The 16,132-nt window shown below is 62.2% G+C and carries 15 protein-coding genes and 1 pseudogene; 4 read left to right on the plus strand and 12 right to left on the minus strand.

Features of this window, described 5'->3' with window-relative positions; all coding sequences use genetic code 11:
- Positions 1-8: 8 nt before the first annotated feature.
- Positions 9-881: a LysR family transcriptional regulator gene (locus C3F36_RS15865; protein ID WP_042014452.1), complete on the plus strand. Its 873-nt coding sequence runs from the start codon at positions 9-11 to the stop codon at positions 879-881.
- Here the strand turns inward: C3F36_RS15865 and C3F36_RS15870 are convergent, their stop codons facing one another.
- The 6 genes from C3F36_RS15870 to aroQ form a co-directional block, all read right to left on the minus strand.
- Positions 882-2,306, minus strand: coding sequence for a PTS transporter subunit EIIC (locus C3F36_RS15870; RefSeq protein WP_104455429.1), 1,425 nt, complete (start codon positions 2,304-2,306; stop codon positions 882-884).
- Between the two features lie 87 nt (positions 2,307-2,393).
- The gene (panF, locus tag C3F36_RS15875) at positions 2,394-3,851 is read right to left on the minus strand and encodes a sodium/pantothenate symporter (protein ID WP_104455430.1); all 1,458 of its coding nucleotides are present in this window, start codon (positions 3,849-3,851) and stop codon (positions 2,394-2,396) included.
- Positions 3,841-4,089, minus strand: coding sequence for a YhdT family protein (locus tag C3F36_RS15880; protein WP_039040309.1), 249 nt, complete (start codon positions 4,087-4,089; stop codon positions 3,841-3,843). The genes panF and C3F36_RS15880 overlap by 11 nt, the downstream gene beginning before the upstream one ends.
- A gap of 268 nt (positions 4,090-4,357) precedes the next feature.
- Positions 4,358-5,698, minus strand: coding sequence for an acetyl-CoA carboxylase biotin carboxylase subunit (gene accC, locus C3F36_RS15885; RefSeq protein WP_039040308.1), 1,341 nt, complete (start codon positions 5,696-5,698; stop codon positions 4,358-4,360).
- A gap of 15 nt (positions 5,699-5,713) precedes the next feature.
- Entirely contained in the window at positions 5,714-6,175 is a 462-nt protein-coding gene (gene accB, locus C3F36_RS15890; RefSeq protein ID WP_010675405.1) for an acetyl-CoA carboxylase biotin carboxyl carrier protein, read from the minus strand.
- Between the two features lie 36 nt (positions 6,176-6,211).
- The gene (gene aroQ, locus C3F36_RS15895; protein ID WP_039040307.1) at positions 6,212-6,661 is read right to left on the minus strand and encodes a type II 3-dehydroquinate dehydratase; all 450 of its coding nucleotides are present in this window, start codon (positions 6,659-6,661) and stop codon (positions 6,212-6,214) included.
- Positions 6,662-7,002: 341 nt separating this feature from the next.
- Between aroQ and C3F36_RS15900 the strand changes: the two genes are divergently transcribed.
- Complete coding sequence (locus C3F36_RS15900) at positions 7,003-8,340, plus strand: IS4-like element ISAeme15 family transposase (RefSeq protein ID WP_041205620.1); 1,338 nt, start codon at positions 7,003-7,005, stop codon at positions 8,338-8,340.
- A gap of 45 nt (positions 8,341-8,385) precedes the next feature.
- On the opposite strand, the gene acs is transcribed toward C3F36_RS15900, so the two are convergent.
- The 6 genes and pseudogenes from acs to C3F36_RS15925 all read right to left on the minus strand — a co-directional run bounded on the left by acs (position 8,386) and on the right by C3F36_RS15925 (position 13,883).
- Complete coding sequence (gene acs, locus C3F36_RS15905; RefSeq protein ID WP_039040306.1) at positions 8,386-10,332, minus strand: acetate--CoA ligase; 1,947 nt, start codon at positions 10,330-10,332, stop codon at positions 8,386-8,388.
- A gap of 175 nt (positions 10,333-10,507) precedes the next feature.
- Positions 10,508-11,815 (minus strand): annotated as a pseudogene (locus tag C3F36_RS15910) (putative bifunctional diguanylate cyclase/phosphodiesterase); the annotation flags it as partial.
- Between the two features lie 33 nt (positions 11,816-11,848).
- The gene (locus tag C3F36_RS24185) at positions 11,849-12,295 is read right to left on the minus strand and encodes a PAS domain-containing protein (protein ID WP_442778393.1); all 447 of its coding nucleotides are present in this window, start codon (positions 12,293-12,295) and stop codon (positions 11,849-11,851) included.
- A 105-nt stretch (positions 12,296-12,400) separates the two neighbouring features.
- Positions 12,401-12,769 (minus strand): hypothetical protein, encoded by a 369-nt coding sequence (locus C3F36_RS15915; protein ID WP_104455431.1) that lies wholly within the window; start codon positions 12,767-12,769, stop codon positions 12,401-12,403.
- Between the two features lie 7 nt (positions 12,770-12,776).
- Complete coding sequence (gene torD / locus C3F36_RS15920) at positions 12,777-13,445, minus strand: molecular chaperone TorD (RefSeq protein WP_104452429.1); 669 nt, start codon at positions 13,443-13,445, stop codon at positions 12,777-12,779.
- 150 nt (positions 13,446-13,595) lie between these two features.
- A complete protein-coding gene (locus tag C3F36_RS15925; RefSeq protein WP_010675399.1) occupies positions 13,596-13,883 on the minus strand; it encodes a hypothetical protein in 288 nt (95 codons plus the stop codon).
- A gap of 341 nt (positions 13,884-14,224) precedes the next feature.
- Between C3F36_RS15925 and glyA the strand changes: the two genes are divergently transcribed.
- Positions 14,225-15,478 (plus strand): serine hydroxymethyltransferase, encoded by a 1,254-nt coding sequence (glyA, locus tag C3F36_RS15935; protein WP_010675397.1) that lies wholly within the window; start codon positions 14,225-14,227, stop codon positions 15,476-15,478.
- Positions 15,479-15,565: 87 nt separating this feature from the next.
- Positions 15,566-16,000 (plus strand): hypothetical protein, encoded by a 435-nt coding sequence (locus C3F36_RS15940; RefSeq protein WP_199769721.1) that lies wholly within the window; start codon positions 15,566-15,568, stop codon positions 15,998-16,000.
- The last annotated feature ends 132 nt before the right edge of the window (positions 16,001-16,132 follow it).

Consider the following 16,132-nt stretch of genomic DNA (forward strand, 5'->3'; position numbering starts at 1 on the left):
TTGAATATATGAACAATGTCGAACTGGAGTTGATGGGGCTGTTCGCCACCGTGGTGGAGCAGGGGAGCTTCACCGGGGCGGCCGAGGTGCTCGGCATGCCCAAGTCCTCGGTGAGCCAGAAGATCTCGCGCCTCGAATCCCGGCTCGGGGTGAGGTTGCTGCAACGCACCACCCGCAGGCTCAGCCTGACGCCCCAGGGGGAGGTCTATGTGGCCCATTGTCAGGAGCTGCTGGCACTGGCGCGCAGCGCCAATCTGGCGATGGCGCGGTTGCGCGCGGCTCCTGGAGGGCGGGTGCGGATCACTGCTCCCGAAGCCACGGGAACCTTGCTGCTTGGCCGGATACTGGCCGAATTTCGCGCCCTCTACCCCGAGGTGGTGCTGGAGCTGACCCTTTGCGATGAACAGCTGGATCTGGTGGGGGAAGGTTACGATCTGGCGCTGCGGGCGGCGCCGCTGAAAGATTCCAGCCTCATCTGCCGGCGCATCGGCCAGGTGGCGCGCCATCTGGTGGCATCTCCCGGTTACCTGGCGGCCAACGGGACGCCGCTCCAGCTCTCGGAGCTGGCCGGACACGCCTGCCTGGTACATGGCTCCTTGCCGGTGTGGCCATTGCAGGAAGGGGGCTGGCGCCCTCGCGGGGCCTGCCAGAGCAATAGCCTGCTGGCGCTGCGGGAGCTGGCACTCCATGACGGGGGGATTGCCCTGCTGCCGGCCCATGTCTGCGGCGACGATCTGGCGGCGGGGCGACTGCTCAAGGTGCTGCCGGATCTCCTGGTCCCGGTGAACCCCTTCTATCTCATCTACCCGAGCCGGGAACACCTGGCCCCCGCCCTTCGCAGCCTGATGGACTTCGTGGCCGAGCGTCTTCCCTTCGCCTGATCACTGGTGCTGGCCAAGGGGAGCCTGAGCCGGTTCGAGACCGAGCGGGACCGACTGGCGTTCCGCCAGCATGCGGATCTGCCCTTCGATGAGGCCGGCATGGGGGCCGAGCACCAGCACCAGCTGATGTTCGTTGAGCACGATCCAGGAGAGGCAACCCAGTCTGGCCAGGCAGGATTGATCCACCAGGGCCATGTCGCGAACCCGCAGGCTGAGGCGGGTCAGGCAGACGCTCATGGCCTGCAGGTTGTCCATGCCCCCCAGCATCTTGAGGTACTGGATAGCCAGCATCTGGGGATCGGTGGGGGCCACGGTCGCGAGCCGAGAGAGATCCTCGGCCATGGGTTTGCCCGGCAGACTGAGGGGGGCGTGTTCCAGCAGCCGGGAGAAGAGCAGGGCATAGACGACGAAGAAGAGGATGCCCAGGGGGATAAGCCAGAAGCTGTGCAGACCGGCGTGGTAGCTCAGCACCAGATCCAGCAATCCGGCGGAAAAGTAGCTGCCCACCTGGATGTCGAGCCCGCTGCAGATGGCCAGCGACAGCCCGGTCAGCAGGGCATGGGCCAGAAACAGCCAGGGAGCGGTGAAGGCAAACAGGAACTCGATGGGCTCCGTGATGCCCACCAGTGCCGAGGTGAGCGCCAGGGTGAGCAGCAGCCCTCCCTGGGGCAGTTGCTGCATCCGCTGGCGATGGATCCAGATGGCAAAACAGGCACCGGGCAGGCCGAACATGATGACCGGATAGAGCCCGGCCACATAGCCTTCATGCAGTGGCTGGGCGGTCGAGAGGGCTTGCAGGTTGCTCTCCCCGAGCCCGATGAGGCTGCCCAGCACCTGGTGCAGACCGAGGGGGATCAGCAGCCGGTTCAGCACGCCGTAGCAGAAGGCGCCAAATGGCGTGGTGAGCAGATCGGAGGCGAGCAGGGTGAGCCCCTGTTCCAGCAGCGGCCAGAGGATGGAGAGGGGGATCACCAGCAGCAGGCAGGCCAGCGCCGAGAGCAACATGCCCGGCAGATCTTCCTGCAGGGGGCGCAACCAGCCCGGCAGCCGCAGAGCGCGGGCCCGGGAGCAGACCATGGCGGTGACGAGCCCGGCCAGCAGGCCGCAGATCATGTCCGCATGCAGCCCGGGCACCAGGGTGCCCAGCGCCGAGCTCAGCAGCAGGAAGTTGACCGCACCGGCGAGCGCCTGAGCTCCTTGCCCCTGGCGACTCAACCCGAAGGCGATGGCCACCGCATAGATGAGCGGCATCTGGCTGAACAGGGCGCGACCGGCGAGGGAGAGCACGGCGAGATCCAGCACGTCCGGCTGGCCGAGCCGGTGGAGCAGGGCGGCCAGGGGCAGGATGGAGACGGGCAGCAACAGGGCATAGCCGAGGCGCTGCAGGGACTGGGTCAGGATCTTTCTGGCGTTCTGGACTGGCATGGGGGCACGGTATTTGTGACGTGGCGCACATTTTACCCGTGAGCCCCCATTTGGGAATAGGCGAGCCTTCCTTTATTGATCCTTTTCTTAATTTTGATCAAACAATCGACGGACACGCTGATCCGGGGCAGGAGTGAGCAGGCTGACCAGGACAAAGGCCGCCAGGCCAAGGGCCAGGCTCGGGACGATGGCGTGCAGACCGGCCACCTTGATCCCCCACTGGCTCAAGGTGCCGTAACAGAGGATGCCGCAGACCATGCTGGCCAGGGCTCCCGGGCCGTTGGCCCTGGACCAGTAGAGGCCGAGCACCAGGGGCCAGAGGAAGACCGCCTGCAGGCCGCCGAAGGCGAGCAGGTTGAGCCAGATGATCATCTCGGGGGGCTGGAGCGCCGCCAGCAGCACCAGGGTACCCAGGATCAGGGTGCAGAGCAGGGAGAGGCGCGGCACCCGGACCTCCAGCTTCTCCTGCCTGGGGTTGAGGTAATTGAGGTAGAGATCTTTCACCAGGGTGGCGGAGGCCTGGATCAGCTGGGAGTCGATGGTGGACATGATGGCCGCCATGGGGGCGGCCAGGAAGACCCCCGCCAGCCAGGGGGGGAGCACCTCCATCATCAGGGAGGGCATGATCTTGTCCGGGCTGTCCATGCCGGGCAGGATGGCGCGGCCCAGTGCCCCGGCCAGGTGCATGCCGAACATCAGCAGGGCGCAGACGATGGTGCCGATGAGGATGCCCCGGTGCAGCGCCTTGCTGTCCCGGTAGCCAAAGCAGCGCAGCGCCGAGTGGGGCAAGCCCACCACCCCGATGCAGACCAGCACCCAGAAGCTCAGCATGAAGGGCTGGGTCAGCATGTCGCCGGCCCCCTGGGGGCTCACCAGCTTGGGCTCTATCTCCTTGAGCTGGTGGACAAGATTCGGCAACCCGTCACCGGCGATGAGGATGCCCGCCAGCAGGGCGCCAGTGCCGATGAGCATGACGATGCCCTGCAGGGCATCCGTCATCACCACGGCGCGAAAGCCGCCGATCACCGTGTAGAGCAGCACGCAACTGGCAAACAGAAAGAGTCCCTGCTGATAGCTGAGGCCGGTCGCCGTTTCCAGCAGGCGGGCGCCGCCGATGAACTGCACCACCATGGTGGCGATGAAGGCAAGGATGATGGTGACCGAGCCCAGCACGACCACCGCCCTGCTCTGGTAGCGGGCCCACAGCATGTCGTTGATGGTCACCGCGTTGACCCGGCGGGCGATGATGGCGAACTTCTTGCCAAGCACCCCCAGGGTGAGCCAGACAGTGGGCAGCTGGATCATCGCCAGCAACACCCAGCCGAGGCCGACCTTGTAGGCGGCTCCCGGCCCGCCGATGAAGGACGATGCAGAGGTATAAGTGGCCACCAGGGTCATGGCGAGCACCAGCCCCCCCATGCTGCGGTTGCCGATGAAGTACTCCTGCATGAAGTTGCCGCCGGTCCGGTGGCGACTGGCCCAGAAACCGACCCCCAGTACCAGCACCAGGTAGATGCAGAGCGGCAGCATCAGCTCAAGATTCATGGGGTGGTACCTCGCTATCCAGGGGAATATCGACGAACAGGCGATCCACCATGAGGGCGCAGAGGCCGATGAACAGCAGCGGCATCAGGATGCAACTGAGCAGGAACCAGAGGGGCAGGTCCCACAGCTCGAGATCCTCGGGGATGAAATAAGCCGAGCCATACCAGGCGACAAAGTAGAGCAGGGTCAGCAGCAGGCAGAAGGCTGCTTCCCGACGGGCGAGTGCGAAACGGTTCACTGTGGCCTCCGACGAGTGAGCGGGGCGCAAGAATAACAAAAAAGGGCCATGTCGCCATGGCCCTTTTTTACGTTGGCGATCCGGGTGGATCGCGCAATTTCCCGATGAAAGGGGTCTTTGCAGACCCGACTTCTTGTGCAGGGAGTGGCTGCTCATGCGGCCACCGTGCTCAATGGGCCGGGCCTCAAGCCATTACAGACCCAACTTCTTGTGCAGGTAGTGGCTGTTCTGTGTTGCCACCGTGCTCAATGGGTCGGGTCTCAAGCCATTACAGACCCAACTTCTTGTGCAGGTAGTGGATGTTAGTGCCACCGTGCTGGAAGTTTTCGTCCTTCATGATCTCTTTTTGCAGGGCGATGTTGGTCTTGATCCCTTCCACCACCAGCTCGTCGAGGGAGTGACGCATGCGGGCGATGGCCACGTCGCGGTTCTCCCCGTAGCAGATCAGCTTGCCGATCATGGAGTCGTAGTAGGGGGGGACCTTGTAACCCGCATAGATGTGGGATTCCCAGCGCACGCCCAGGCCGCCCGGCGCGTGGAAGCGCTGGATGAGACCGGGAGAGGGCAGGAAGGTGGCCGGATCTTCGGCATTGATCCGGCACTCGATGGCGTGGCCACGGATGCGGATGTCCTGCTGGGTGATCGACAGGGGCTGACCGGCGGCAATGCGCAGCTGCTCCTTGATGAGGTCGACGCCGGTGACCATCTCGGTGACCGGATGTTCCACCTGGATACGGGTGTTCATCTCGATGAAATAGAACTCGCCGTTCTCGTACAGGAACTCGAAGGTACCCGCACCGCGGTAGCCGATCTCGAGACAGGCGCGCACACAGCGCTCACCGATGAACTTGCGCATCTCCTCGGTGATGCCGGGGGCCGGCGCCTCTTCCACGACCTTCTGGTGACGGCGCTGCATGGAGCAGTCCCGCTCACCCAGATAGAGGGCGGTACCCTGACCGTCAGCCAGCACCTGGATCTCGATGTGGCGCGGATTCTCCAGGTACTTCTCCATGTAGACCATGTCGTTCTTGAAGAACTGGCCCGCTTCGGATTTGGTCAGCGCGATGGCGGAGGCCAGTTCGGCCTCGTTGCGCACCACGCGCATGCCGCGACCACCACCGCCACCGGCGGCCTTGATGATCACCGGATACCCGATCCGCTTGGCGATGGCGGCGTTGCGCTTGGCATCGTTGTCCACCGGGCCGTCGGAGCCGGGTACGCAGGGCACGCCCGCCTTCTTCATCGCCTCGATGGCGGAGACCTTGTCACCCATCAGGCGAATGGTCTCGGCACGCGGGCCGATGAAGATGAAGCCGGATTTCTCGACCACTTCGGCGAAGTCGGCATTCTCGGAGAGGAAGCCGTAGCCCGGGTGGATGGCGACGGCACCGGTCACCTCGGCGGCGGCGATGATGGCCGGCACATTGAGGTAGGACTCACCGCTGGCAGGTTTGCCGATGCAGATGGTTTCGTCCGCCAGGAGCACATGCTTGAGCTCCCGATCGGCAGTGGAGTGAACGGCCACTGTCTTGATCCCGAGCTCTTTGCAGGCGCGCAGGATCCGCAGGGCAATTTCACCGCGGTTGGCGATGACTACTTTGTCCAACATGGGTGGCATTTTCCCTTATTCGATGATGAACAGCGGCTCGTCAAACTCGACGGCCTGACCATTTTCAACCAGGATCGCTTTGATCACGCCGGCCTTGTCAGACTCGATTTGGTTCATCATTTTCATGGCTTCGACGATGCACAGGGTGTCGCCGACATTGACGTGCTGACCGACTTCCACGAACGGCTTGGCTTCCGGGCTGGAGGAGCGGTAGAAGGAGCCCACCATGGGGGAGCGCATCAGATGACCGCTCGGGGCGGCATCGGCAGCAGGTGCAGCGGCTGCTGCCGGAGCAGCGGCAACCGGTGCGGCAACCTGAGCTGCGGCCTGGGGCATGATCATCTGCGGGGCAACGCTAACCTGGCCGGAGAAATTACGGCTGATGCGAACGGACTCTTCCCCTTCGGAGATTTCCAGCTCGGCGATGCCGGACTCTTCAACCAGTTCAATCAGCTTCTTGATTTTGCGGATATCCATTAGCATTCTCTTTCTTCTTTATCTGATCAGTGATTATCAAGCCGCGCGCAACTGATGCACGGCCGCGGTTAAAGCGAATTGGTAACCATCGGCACCCAACCCGCAGATCACCCCCTTGGCGACATCAGACAGATAGGAGTGATGACGGAAGGGCTCCCTGGCATGAACGTTTGACAGGTGAACCTCGATAAAGGGGATGGCCACACCCAGCAGGGCATCGCGCAGGGCAACGCTGGTATGGGTGAAGGCGGCGGGATTGATGATGATGAAATCCACCTGGCCCATGGCCTGATGGATGCGGCCGATCAGCTCGTGCTCGGCATTGGATTGCAGATGTTCCAGGGTAACACCGAGTTCGCTGGCGCTGCGCGTCAGATCGGCGACGATCTCATCGAGCGTCTTGCTGCCGTAGATTCCCGGTTCCCGCTTGCCCAGCAGATTCAGATTGGGGCCGTTAAGCAGGAGGATTCGGTGATGTTGCGACATATTGAGTACATCCTCGATGATTATGCTGCTATCTATCAGCTATCTTTGGACTACCAAAAATCTAGCCAATTTTTGCACAAATCGGTGTGCCCTGACACACAGATTTCGCAATTATATTGATTTCGTGAAAATTAGCAGCATTTTACTGGTCTAATCTCTACATCTGGCTATTTATTGGCCTTTTTTTCCCGCAAGCCCGGCCTGCCACCGAACTCTGCCCTGTCCGGATCCCGAAGACAACAAAGCCGGCACGTGGCCGCAATGCTGATCAGTTAAGGATCCATTGACCGATCCTTCTGCTGTAGGACAATCCGGAACCAATCACTAGTTCCGGATTTTTTATGTCTATTGCAAACGATCTGAACGATGTTGTTGAGGCATCTGGCGACATGCTGGCTCGGCTGGCCATTTTTGCCGACCATATTCCCGACGAATGGATTACTGCCGCTGCCGCCTTGTCTGAAAAGGCCACTATCCGCCGACGCCGCTTACCTTCTGATATGGTCTTGTGGCTCGTCGTGGGGATGGCCTTTTTCCGCAATGAGCCCATCTCCGAGGTCGCTCGGCGCCTCAACATCTGTGCAGAAGGGTTGGCCAATGATGCCTTGCTCGCGGACAGTGCCCTGTCTCAGGCCCGTCAGCGACTCGGCAAACAGCCGCTCGAGTGGCTGTTCAAACAGTGCGCCGATGTGTGGGGGCGGGAACGTTATCCTGAAGACCATTGGCACGGTTTACAGGTCTTTGCCATCGATGGGGCCCTGTTCCGAACCCAGGATATGCCTGAACTCAGAGCACATTTCGGCTCGGGTAACACCTCAACCAACCGGCAGACACCCTACCCGATGCTGCGGTTGGTCACGCTCATGAATGTCCGCTCGCATGTCATTGCCAACGCGGCCATCAGCCCGTACCGCAAAGGGGAAATCCCCCTGGCCAGCGAGTTCATTCACTCATTGCCGGACAAGTCAGTGACCCTGCTGGATAAAGGCTTCTTCGGTGCCGACCTGTTGCTGCGTATTCAGGCCGAAGACACCGACCGTCACTGGCTCATCCCGGAACGCAAGGGGCTGGTATACACGGAACTTGAGCGCTATGGCGACGGTGACCGTCTGTTGCAAATGACGGTCTCGCCTCAGGCTAGCAAGAAAAACCCGGCGTTGCCGACACACTGGCAAGTTCGCGCAGTGACCTATGAGGTGGCAGGCAAGGAGAAAACGGTCTTTACCTCCCTGCCCGTGGCGCGATTCAGTGCAGCTCAGGTGGCGACCCTGTACCACGAGCGCTGGGAAATCGAGCTGGGATACCGGGATATCAAAAGCGCGATGCAGCACAACGCCATCACGCTGAGAAGCAAGAAAGTGGACTTGGTCTATCAGGAGCTGTGGGGATTGCTGCTTGGATACAATCTGGTCAGGCGGGAGGCCAGCCAGGCCGCCGTAGCCCATCAGCGAGCGCCCAATGAGGTGAGCTTTAAGTTTGCCTGTCAGTTCATCGCGAACCAGATGGCAGTGATGGCGGGCGCGTTATCGCCAGCCCATACGCCACGGAGGTTGGCGGAGTTGCGGGGCTGCATAGGCGTCATGTTCATAGAAAAACGCCCCAGGCCATCGAGACCCAGGGCGGTGAAGATATCAAAGACCCGTTTTCCGGTAAATCGCAATGCGGCTCCGCTTAAGTGAACAGCATTGGGCACGTGGCCGGCTCTGTTGACGTGGGGAAGAGACTCACGCCGCTTCCGACTTCTCGCGGATCAGCTTGTCCACGACCCCCGGATCCGCCAGGGTGGAGATATCCCCCAGGCTGTCGGTTTCGCCGGTGGCGATCTTGCGCAAGATACGCCGCATGATCTTGCCGGATCGGGTCTTGGGCAGCCCTTCGGCCCAGTGGATCACGTCCGGGGTCGCGATGGCGCCAATCTCCTTGCGCACCCACTCCTTCACTTCCTTGTGCAGCTCGCGGCTCGGCTCTTCCCCGGCGATCAGGGTGACATAGGCGTAGATGCCCTGTCCCTTGATCTCGTGGGGAACACCCACCACCGCCGCTTCGGCGATCTTCGGATGGGCCACCAGAGCGGACTCGATTTCGGCGGTGCCCATGCGGTGGCCGGAGACGTTGAGTACATCATCCACCCGGCCGGTGATCCAGTAGTAGCCGTCCTCGTCGCGACGGGCACCGTCGCCGGTGAAGTAGCGACCCGGGAAGGTGGAGAAGTAGGTCTGCTCGAAGCGCTCGTGATCGCCGAACACGGTACGCATCTGGCCGGGCCAGGAGTCGGTGATCACCAGGTTGCCCTCGGTGGCGCCTTCCAGCGGCTCACCCAGGTTGTCCACCAGAGCAGGCTGTACTCCGAAGAAGGGACGAGTGGCCGAGCCGGGCTTGAGCGCGGTGACGCCGGGCAGCGGAGTGATGAGGATGCCGCCGGTCTCGGTCTGCCACCAGGTGTCGACGATGGGGCAGCGCTCGTCGCCGATGGTGCGGTAGTACCACTCCCAGGCTTCCGGGTTGATGGGTTCACCCACCGACCCCATGATGCGCAGGCTGGTGCGGGAAGTGCCTTCGACAGCCTCCTTGCCCTTGGCCATCAGTGCGCGAATGGCGGTGGGGGCGGTATAGAGGATGGTGACCTGGTGTTTGTCCACCACCTGGCTCATGCGGTTGGTGGCCGGGTAATTGGGCACCCCTTCGAACATGACGGTGGTGGCGCCGTTGGCCAGTGGCCCGTAGACCAGATAGGAGTGACCGGTGACCCAGCCCACGTCGGCGGTACACCAGTAGATGTCCTCTTCGTGGTAGTCGAACACGTATTTGAAGGTGAGGGCGGCATAGACCAGATAGCCGCCCGTGGTGTGCAGCACACCCTTGGGTTTGCCGGTGGAGCCGGAGGTGTAGAGCACGAACAGGGGATCTTCGGCGCCCATGGCTTCGGGCGGACAATCCGGGCTGGCGGCGTTGACCGCATCATGCCACCAGATGTCTCTGTGCTCGTGCCAGGCCACGTTGCCACCGGTGCGCTTGAGGACGATCACCTTGCTGACCTTGGTATCCGGGTGGGTAAGGGCCTCATCCACGTTCTTCTTGAGGGGGATGGGGCGACCGCCTCGCAACCCCTCATCGGCGGTGATGACGACGGAGGCGCCGGAGTCGATGATGCGGCCCGAGAGCGCCTCCGGCGAGAAGCCGCCGAAGACGATGCTGTGCACGGCCCCGATGCGGGTACAGGCCAGCATGGCGATGGCCGCCTCCGGCACCATGGGCATATAAAGGCAGACCATGTGGCCACGCTTGACCCCCTGGGCTTTGAGCACGTTGGCAAACTTGCACACTTCGGCGTGCAGTTCGCGATAGGTGATCTTGCGATCTTCGGCCGGGTTGTCCCCTTCCCAGATGATGGCGACTTTGTCGCCGCGCTCGCTCAGATGACGATCCAGGCAGTTGGCCGAGACGTTGAGCAGACCATCCTCATACCACTTGATGGAGACGTGGCCCGGATCGTAGGAGGTGTTCTTGACGCGGGTGTAGGGGGTCATCCAGTCGAGGATCTTGCCCTGCTCCCCCCAGAAGGCGTCCGGATCCTGCACCGACGCCTGATACATGGCTTCATAACCTTCCTTGTCCAGCAGGGCGCCGTTGCCGATGTGGGCCTTGACCGGGTAGACCTTGCTCTCGCTCATCTCTCACTCCTGTGAATACATTTTCTTAATGATTGAGTAACAACTTATACCTTTGGTTCCCGAGGGCAATTAGACTTTTGGATAGCGACGAAGATTGCAGGTGAGAGGACACGTTGAGGGCAAAGAAGGGAGCCATGGGCTCCCTTCTTTGCTTGCGTGGTGGCGCGGCCAAGGCTCAATGGCGGAGGGGGAGCAGGGGAGGCAGGCTGGGTTCTGGCAGGGGATGGCTGAACAGGTAGCCCTGTCCCTCTTCGCAACGCAGGGATTGCAGGAACTGGCGCTGGGGCTGGGTTTCTATCCCTTCCGCCGTGACGGCCATGCCGAGGGAACTGGCCAGCTGGACTATGGTCCGGCACAGCTCGCGGCTGTGCTTGTCGTCGGGCAACGCCTGGACGAAGGCCCTGTCTATCTTGATGCGATCGATGGGCAGGCTCCTGAGCAGGCTCAGGGAGGAGAAACCGGTGCCGAAGTCGTCGATGGCGATCTGCACCCCCTGCGCCTTGAGACGGGTGAAGAGCCGCAGACTGTGATCCACGCTCTGGATGATGCTCTCGGTCACCTCGATTTCCAGCCGTTCGGCAGGAAAACCGGTCTCGGCCAGAATGGCTGTCACCCGCTCCACGTAGTCGTGGGAGCGCATCTCCCTGACCGACACATTGACCGAGAGCCGGGGCACGGCGAGCCCTTCGGCCAGCCACTGCTGCCCTTGCCGGCAGGCGGTGCGCATCACCCATTCGCCCAGCGGTTCGATGAGACCGCACTCCTCTGCCACCGGAATGAAACGGTCCGGGGATATCATGCCAAGGCTGGGATGCTGCCAGCGGATCAGAGCCTCCAGGCCGCTGAGATGACCATCCGCCAGATCCGTCATGGGTTGGTAGAGCAGGCGAAACTCTTGCTGCTCAATGGCCTTGAGCAGTCCCTGCTCCAGCAGCATCCGCTCCCTGGTCTGTGTCGTCATGTCGGGGGAGTGGAACAGATAGCCGTTGCGGCCACGGCGCTTGGCTTCATGCATGGCGTTGTCCGCCGCGCTGATAAGGCTGTCCGGGGTCTGGCCATGCTCCGGATAGAGGGAGACGCCGATGCTGGCGGAGAGCCTCACCCGCTCCTGGGCGATGTCGGCGGGATCGTGCAGCCTGCGTTGCAACCCCTCGATGAGACCCTGTAGATCCTGGGTGTCTCTGATGGCGGGCAGCAACACCAGAAATTCGTCTGCCCCCAGCCGGATGGCGATGTCTCCGGGGCGCAGGCAGTGGCGAATGCGGTCTGCCGACAGCTTGAGCAGCAGATCGCCGGCACTGTGCCCCAGGTTGTCGTTGATGAGCTTGAAGCCGTCGAGATCGATGAACAGCAGCGCCAGGACGTGGCGGTTCACCCTGGCCGTCTCTATCTCCAGAGTGAGGCGCTCTTGCAGCAGATGGCGATTGCCGAGATCGGTGAGGGGATCGTAATAGGAGAGGTGCTGCAAGCGGGCTTCGGCCTGATAGAGACGCAGTGCATGGCGGTGGGTCATCTCCTACAGGCCGGGTGACGCGGGTGCGTCGAGGTGGGGGCCTGTCTGCGCGGATTCCCTCATCACGAGGAAGATGCCGCTGAAGGAGCCGTCCTCATCCAGCACGGAGCTGATGCTCACTTGCCAGCGTGCCGGGGAGGCCGCGCGGGAGAGACCGACCATTTCCACCTCAAATGTGCATCGGGGGGGACCTTGCCGCAGTTGCTGAAACAGCGGGAGCAGCTGGGGAGTCTGGGCAGGGACAATGTCGAACAGCGTCTTGCCCGGGTGCTCTGCCCGCGCGAGGCCGGTCAGTTCGGCAAAGCGTCCGTTGACGTCGCGACACCTGAATTCGTGATCGAAGACCCCAATCCCGACGGGCGCCTGGGCGAACAGCTGTTGCAACTCGTAGGGAGAGAGCGGGCCTGACAAATGCCGTGTCGGAACCGATTCGGGCAGCACTTTTTCCATGGAGGCTCCTGAATTGATTGCTTTGTCATTAGGACGACTGTGCAGTATGGCAGGAAGTGTCAGGAGAGAAAGAAAGTGTGAGAAGGGTGTGAAATCAACGAGATGTCAGCCTTTCTGGCGGCCAAACGCCTGGATCCCGCGAACAAATACCAGCCAGCCCACCAGATGAAACGGCAACGCCATGGCGTAGAGCACCAGCCAGTGGCTCTCGGTGCCGCTGCTGTTGATGAAATCTATCCAGGCGGCGAGCAGGGCCAGCATGCCCGCTATCTGGAAGCGGCGACGCAGCACCACTTCCACCCCGAGATTGGCGAGGTAGAGGGTCAGCAGGATGCCGGCAAAGCCGGTGAGCTGGGCGGTGCCGTAGAGCGCTCGGTCTGGGTTGAACAGCAGCGTCACGAGGGGAGTGACGCCCTGATCCAGCGGGATCAGGGCCAGCAGCCAGCATGCGATAAGAAGCAGGGCTGTCTTCATGGCGGGCTCAGTCGGCGGACGGTGCCGGTTTGACCAGGGAGAGGTAGTTGGCGTCCATCTTGAGGAACACCCCCAGCAGGCGGGCACTGGCACCGTAGAAGCCAAACTTGTCGGCGGCCCGGCAGGCCTGCTCGAAGCGCTCGAACCAGCCCAGCAGGTGACCGTGCAGCAGGGACTCCTGCTCGCCAAGCCACGCCTCGCGCTGGTCGGCGGTGGTCGACTCGGCGGCGCGGATGATGAGGCTGCCCATCAGATCCAGCTCGATGGCCAGATGATCGGCAGGCTCATTGTACTTGTCGCTGACATTGATGCCGAGGCGATCGAGGCGTGCCTGCATCTCGGTCATAGGGGCCTGCATCAGCTGCTTGCCTTCGCCCCGGTAGAGGGATTCGTAGGGCAGGGCACCCTGCCCGGGAGCGCTCAGGAACAGGCCTGCAAAGTCGGCGGCCAGCGCCGTCTGGCGCTCGGGGCGCACCAGCAGGCGGGCGATGGCGTCGTTGAGCTCGGCCACGGCTTCGCGCATGGGGTCGAGAGTAGAGAGGCTCTTCAAGAAGCTGCGCACGTCATAGGTGTCGTATTCAGCGATCTGCGCATCACTGAGTTCGGCAGCAAACAGGGTGGAAAACCACCAGTAAAGCTCGGCCCGGCGTTCGCTGGTCGCCATGAATTCCTGCATTTTTCCTCCGTGGATGACAATCGGGAGCCTTGATGGCCCCCGATTCTAACGACTTTAAAAATAAAGGAAACTCATGGGGCCTTTTGGCCGGATAGCGCCAGGAGAGGGGGTCGCTATTGCGGGATCGCCGTGGGCGACGAGGAGGCCGACCTACTCCTCGACGCGATAGAGCACCTGCTTGCAACGGGGGCAGATGTGCTGGCGGCGGTAATCCATCTGGTGCACCAGGCCGACCTCCCGCTGCTGATGATGACCGCAATGGATGCAGAAAATGAGATCCCCGTCGGCGGCGCCGGGATGGGCCGCCAGGTACTGCTCCCGGGTGGGAAGTGTCTCCCAGTTGGCGGTGCAGGCACCCTTGCGGCTGGCGGTGTAGTAGACCCAGTAGAAGAGAGCGAAGACCGCGACAATCACGAACAGCATCAGATGATCCATCATGGCGTTTCCCCTTGTGTTCCGGGATGGCAGGGAGCGACACCCGCTCGTGCAGATGTCCCATGGCCTAAAGATGTTATCTGTTAGTAAATGCTATATCCATGATCTGGCTCTGGTTTCTATCGCCTTGCCCGGGAAGCGGGGGAGATGGCTGGAGCCGGATTGCGGGTGTGGGGAGGTCGGGGGGATGAGCGAAGCCAGGGGGCGGGATTCGAAATTTGCGACGTATTTTACATTTTATAAACAATTTTTTGGGTGGTTGGACTGTCTCTTTGATCCAGCTCACGTTACAATGCGCGGGCCCACTTCACCTATCGCGCAAACGATTTTCAGGAGATAAACGGATGTTGAAACGTGACATGACCATCGCCGGCTATGATCCAGAGCTGTGGCAGGCCATCACAGACGAGACCCGTCGTCAGGAAGAGCACATCGAGCTGATTGCGTCCGAGAACTACACCAGCCCCCGCGTCATGGAAGCCCAGGGCTCCCAGTTGACCAACAAGTACGCCGAAGGCTACCCGGCCAAGCGTTACTACGGCGGTTGCGAGTATGTGGATGTGGTTGAAACCCTGGCCATCGAGCGCGCCAAAGAGCTGTTTGGTGCCACCTACGCCAACGTGCAGCCGCACTCCGGCTCCCAGGCCAACAGCGCCGTCTACATGGCCCTGCTGCAACCGGGCGACACCGTGCTCGGCATGAACCTGGCCCACGGCGGTCACCTGACCCACGGCTCCCCCGTCAACTTCTCCGGCAAGCTGTACAACATCATCCCCTACGGCATCGACGAGTCCGGCAAGATCGACTACGACGAGATGGAGCGCCTGGCCGTTGAGCACAAGCCGAAGATGATGATCGGCGGCTTCTCCGCCTACTCCGGCATCGTCGACTGGGCCCGCATGCGCGAAATCGCCGACAAGATCGGTGCTTACCTGTTCGTGGATATGGCCCACGTGGCCGGTCTGATTGCCGCTGGCGTCTACCCGAACCCGGTGCCCCACGCTCACGTGGTCACCTCCACCACCCACAAGACCCTGGCCGGTCCGCGCGGTGGTCTGATCCTCTCCGCCGCGGACGACGAAGATCTGTACAAGAAGCTGAACTCCGCCGTCTTCCCGGGTGGTCAGGGCGGCCCGCTGATGCACGTCATCGCCGGCAAGGCCGTGGCCTTCAAGGAAGCGCTGGAGCCCGAGTTCAAGACCTACCAGGCCCAGGTCGTGAAGAACGCCAAGGCCATGGCGGCGACCTTTATCGAGCGCGGCTACAAGATCGTCTCCGGCGGCACCGACAACCATCTGATGCTGGTTGACCTGATCGGTCGCGAGCTGACCGGCAAAGATGCCGATGCAGCCCTCGGCAAGGCCAACATCACCGTCAACAAGAACTCGGTACCGAACGACCCGCGTTCCCCGTTCGTGACCTCCGGCGTGCGCATCGGCACCCCGGCCATCACCCGTCGCGGCTTCAAGGAAGCCGAGTCCATCCAGTTGGCCAACTGGATCTGCGACGTGCTGGACAGCCACGACAACGAAGAAGTGCTGGCGACCGTGCGCGAGAAGGTGCTGGACATCTGCCGCCGCTTCCCGGTCTACGCATAATCAGCCTGACCTTCAGGTTGAAGACCAATGCCACCCTCGGGTGGCATTGTTTTTTGCAGCGCCTGGCAAGATGAGACAGAGGTGACCATGTGCAATGACATGGAAGAGGACGCGCTGGAGGCGTCACTGCGGCAGACGGTTCGCGCCCAGTATCACTTTCGCGCCAGCGAACAGGGGCTGCTGGCCTGGGATGTGCGCCGCTTGATCCGGCTGAGCCGCAACCTGCCGGTGCAGGCGGTGGCACTCGGCGAGATTGCCGAGCTTGACCGCGACCACTGGTACGGCCATGGCGACGCCACGCCCACGGTGCGCAGCGTGGTGTCGCATTGCCAGCTCATGATGGCGGCGGATCTCGCCTATCCCATCCTGCTGGACAGCTCCGGCCGGGTGATGGATGGCATGCACCGGGTGGGCAAGGCGCTGATGCTGGGTCACAGCCATGTGGCTGCTCGCCGGTTCGCGGCGGATCCTTCCCCCGATTACCAGGATTGCGACCCCGAGGCGTTGCCCTATGACGACTGAGTCCTGCCCGAAGGTCTGGCTGGTTGTCCCTTGTTTTCATGGGCTTTTACCGGTTCTGGATGGCCGTGTTACACTGGCCGGCCTAGCGCCAGCCCCCGGGGCCCGCGCCCATTTTCATCCACGCCGGAGGTC

The sequence above is a fragment of the Aeromonas sp. ASNIH2 genome (assembly GCF_002934795.1).
GTDB lineage: Bacteria > Pseudomonadota > Gammaproteobacteria > Enterobacterales > Aeromonadaceae > Aeromonas > Aeromonas caviae.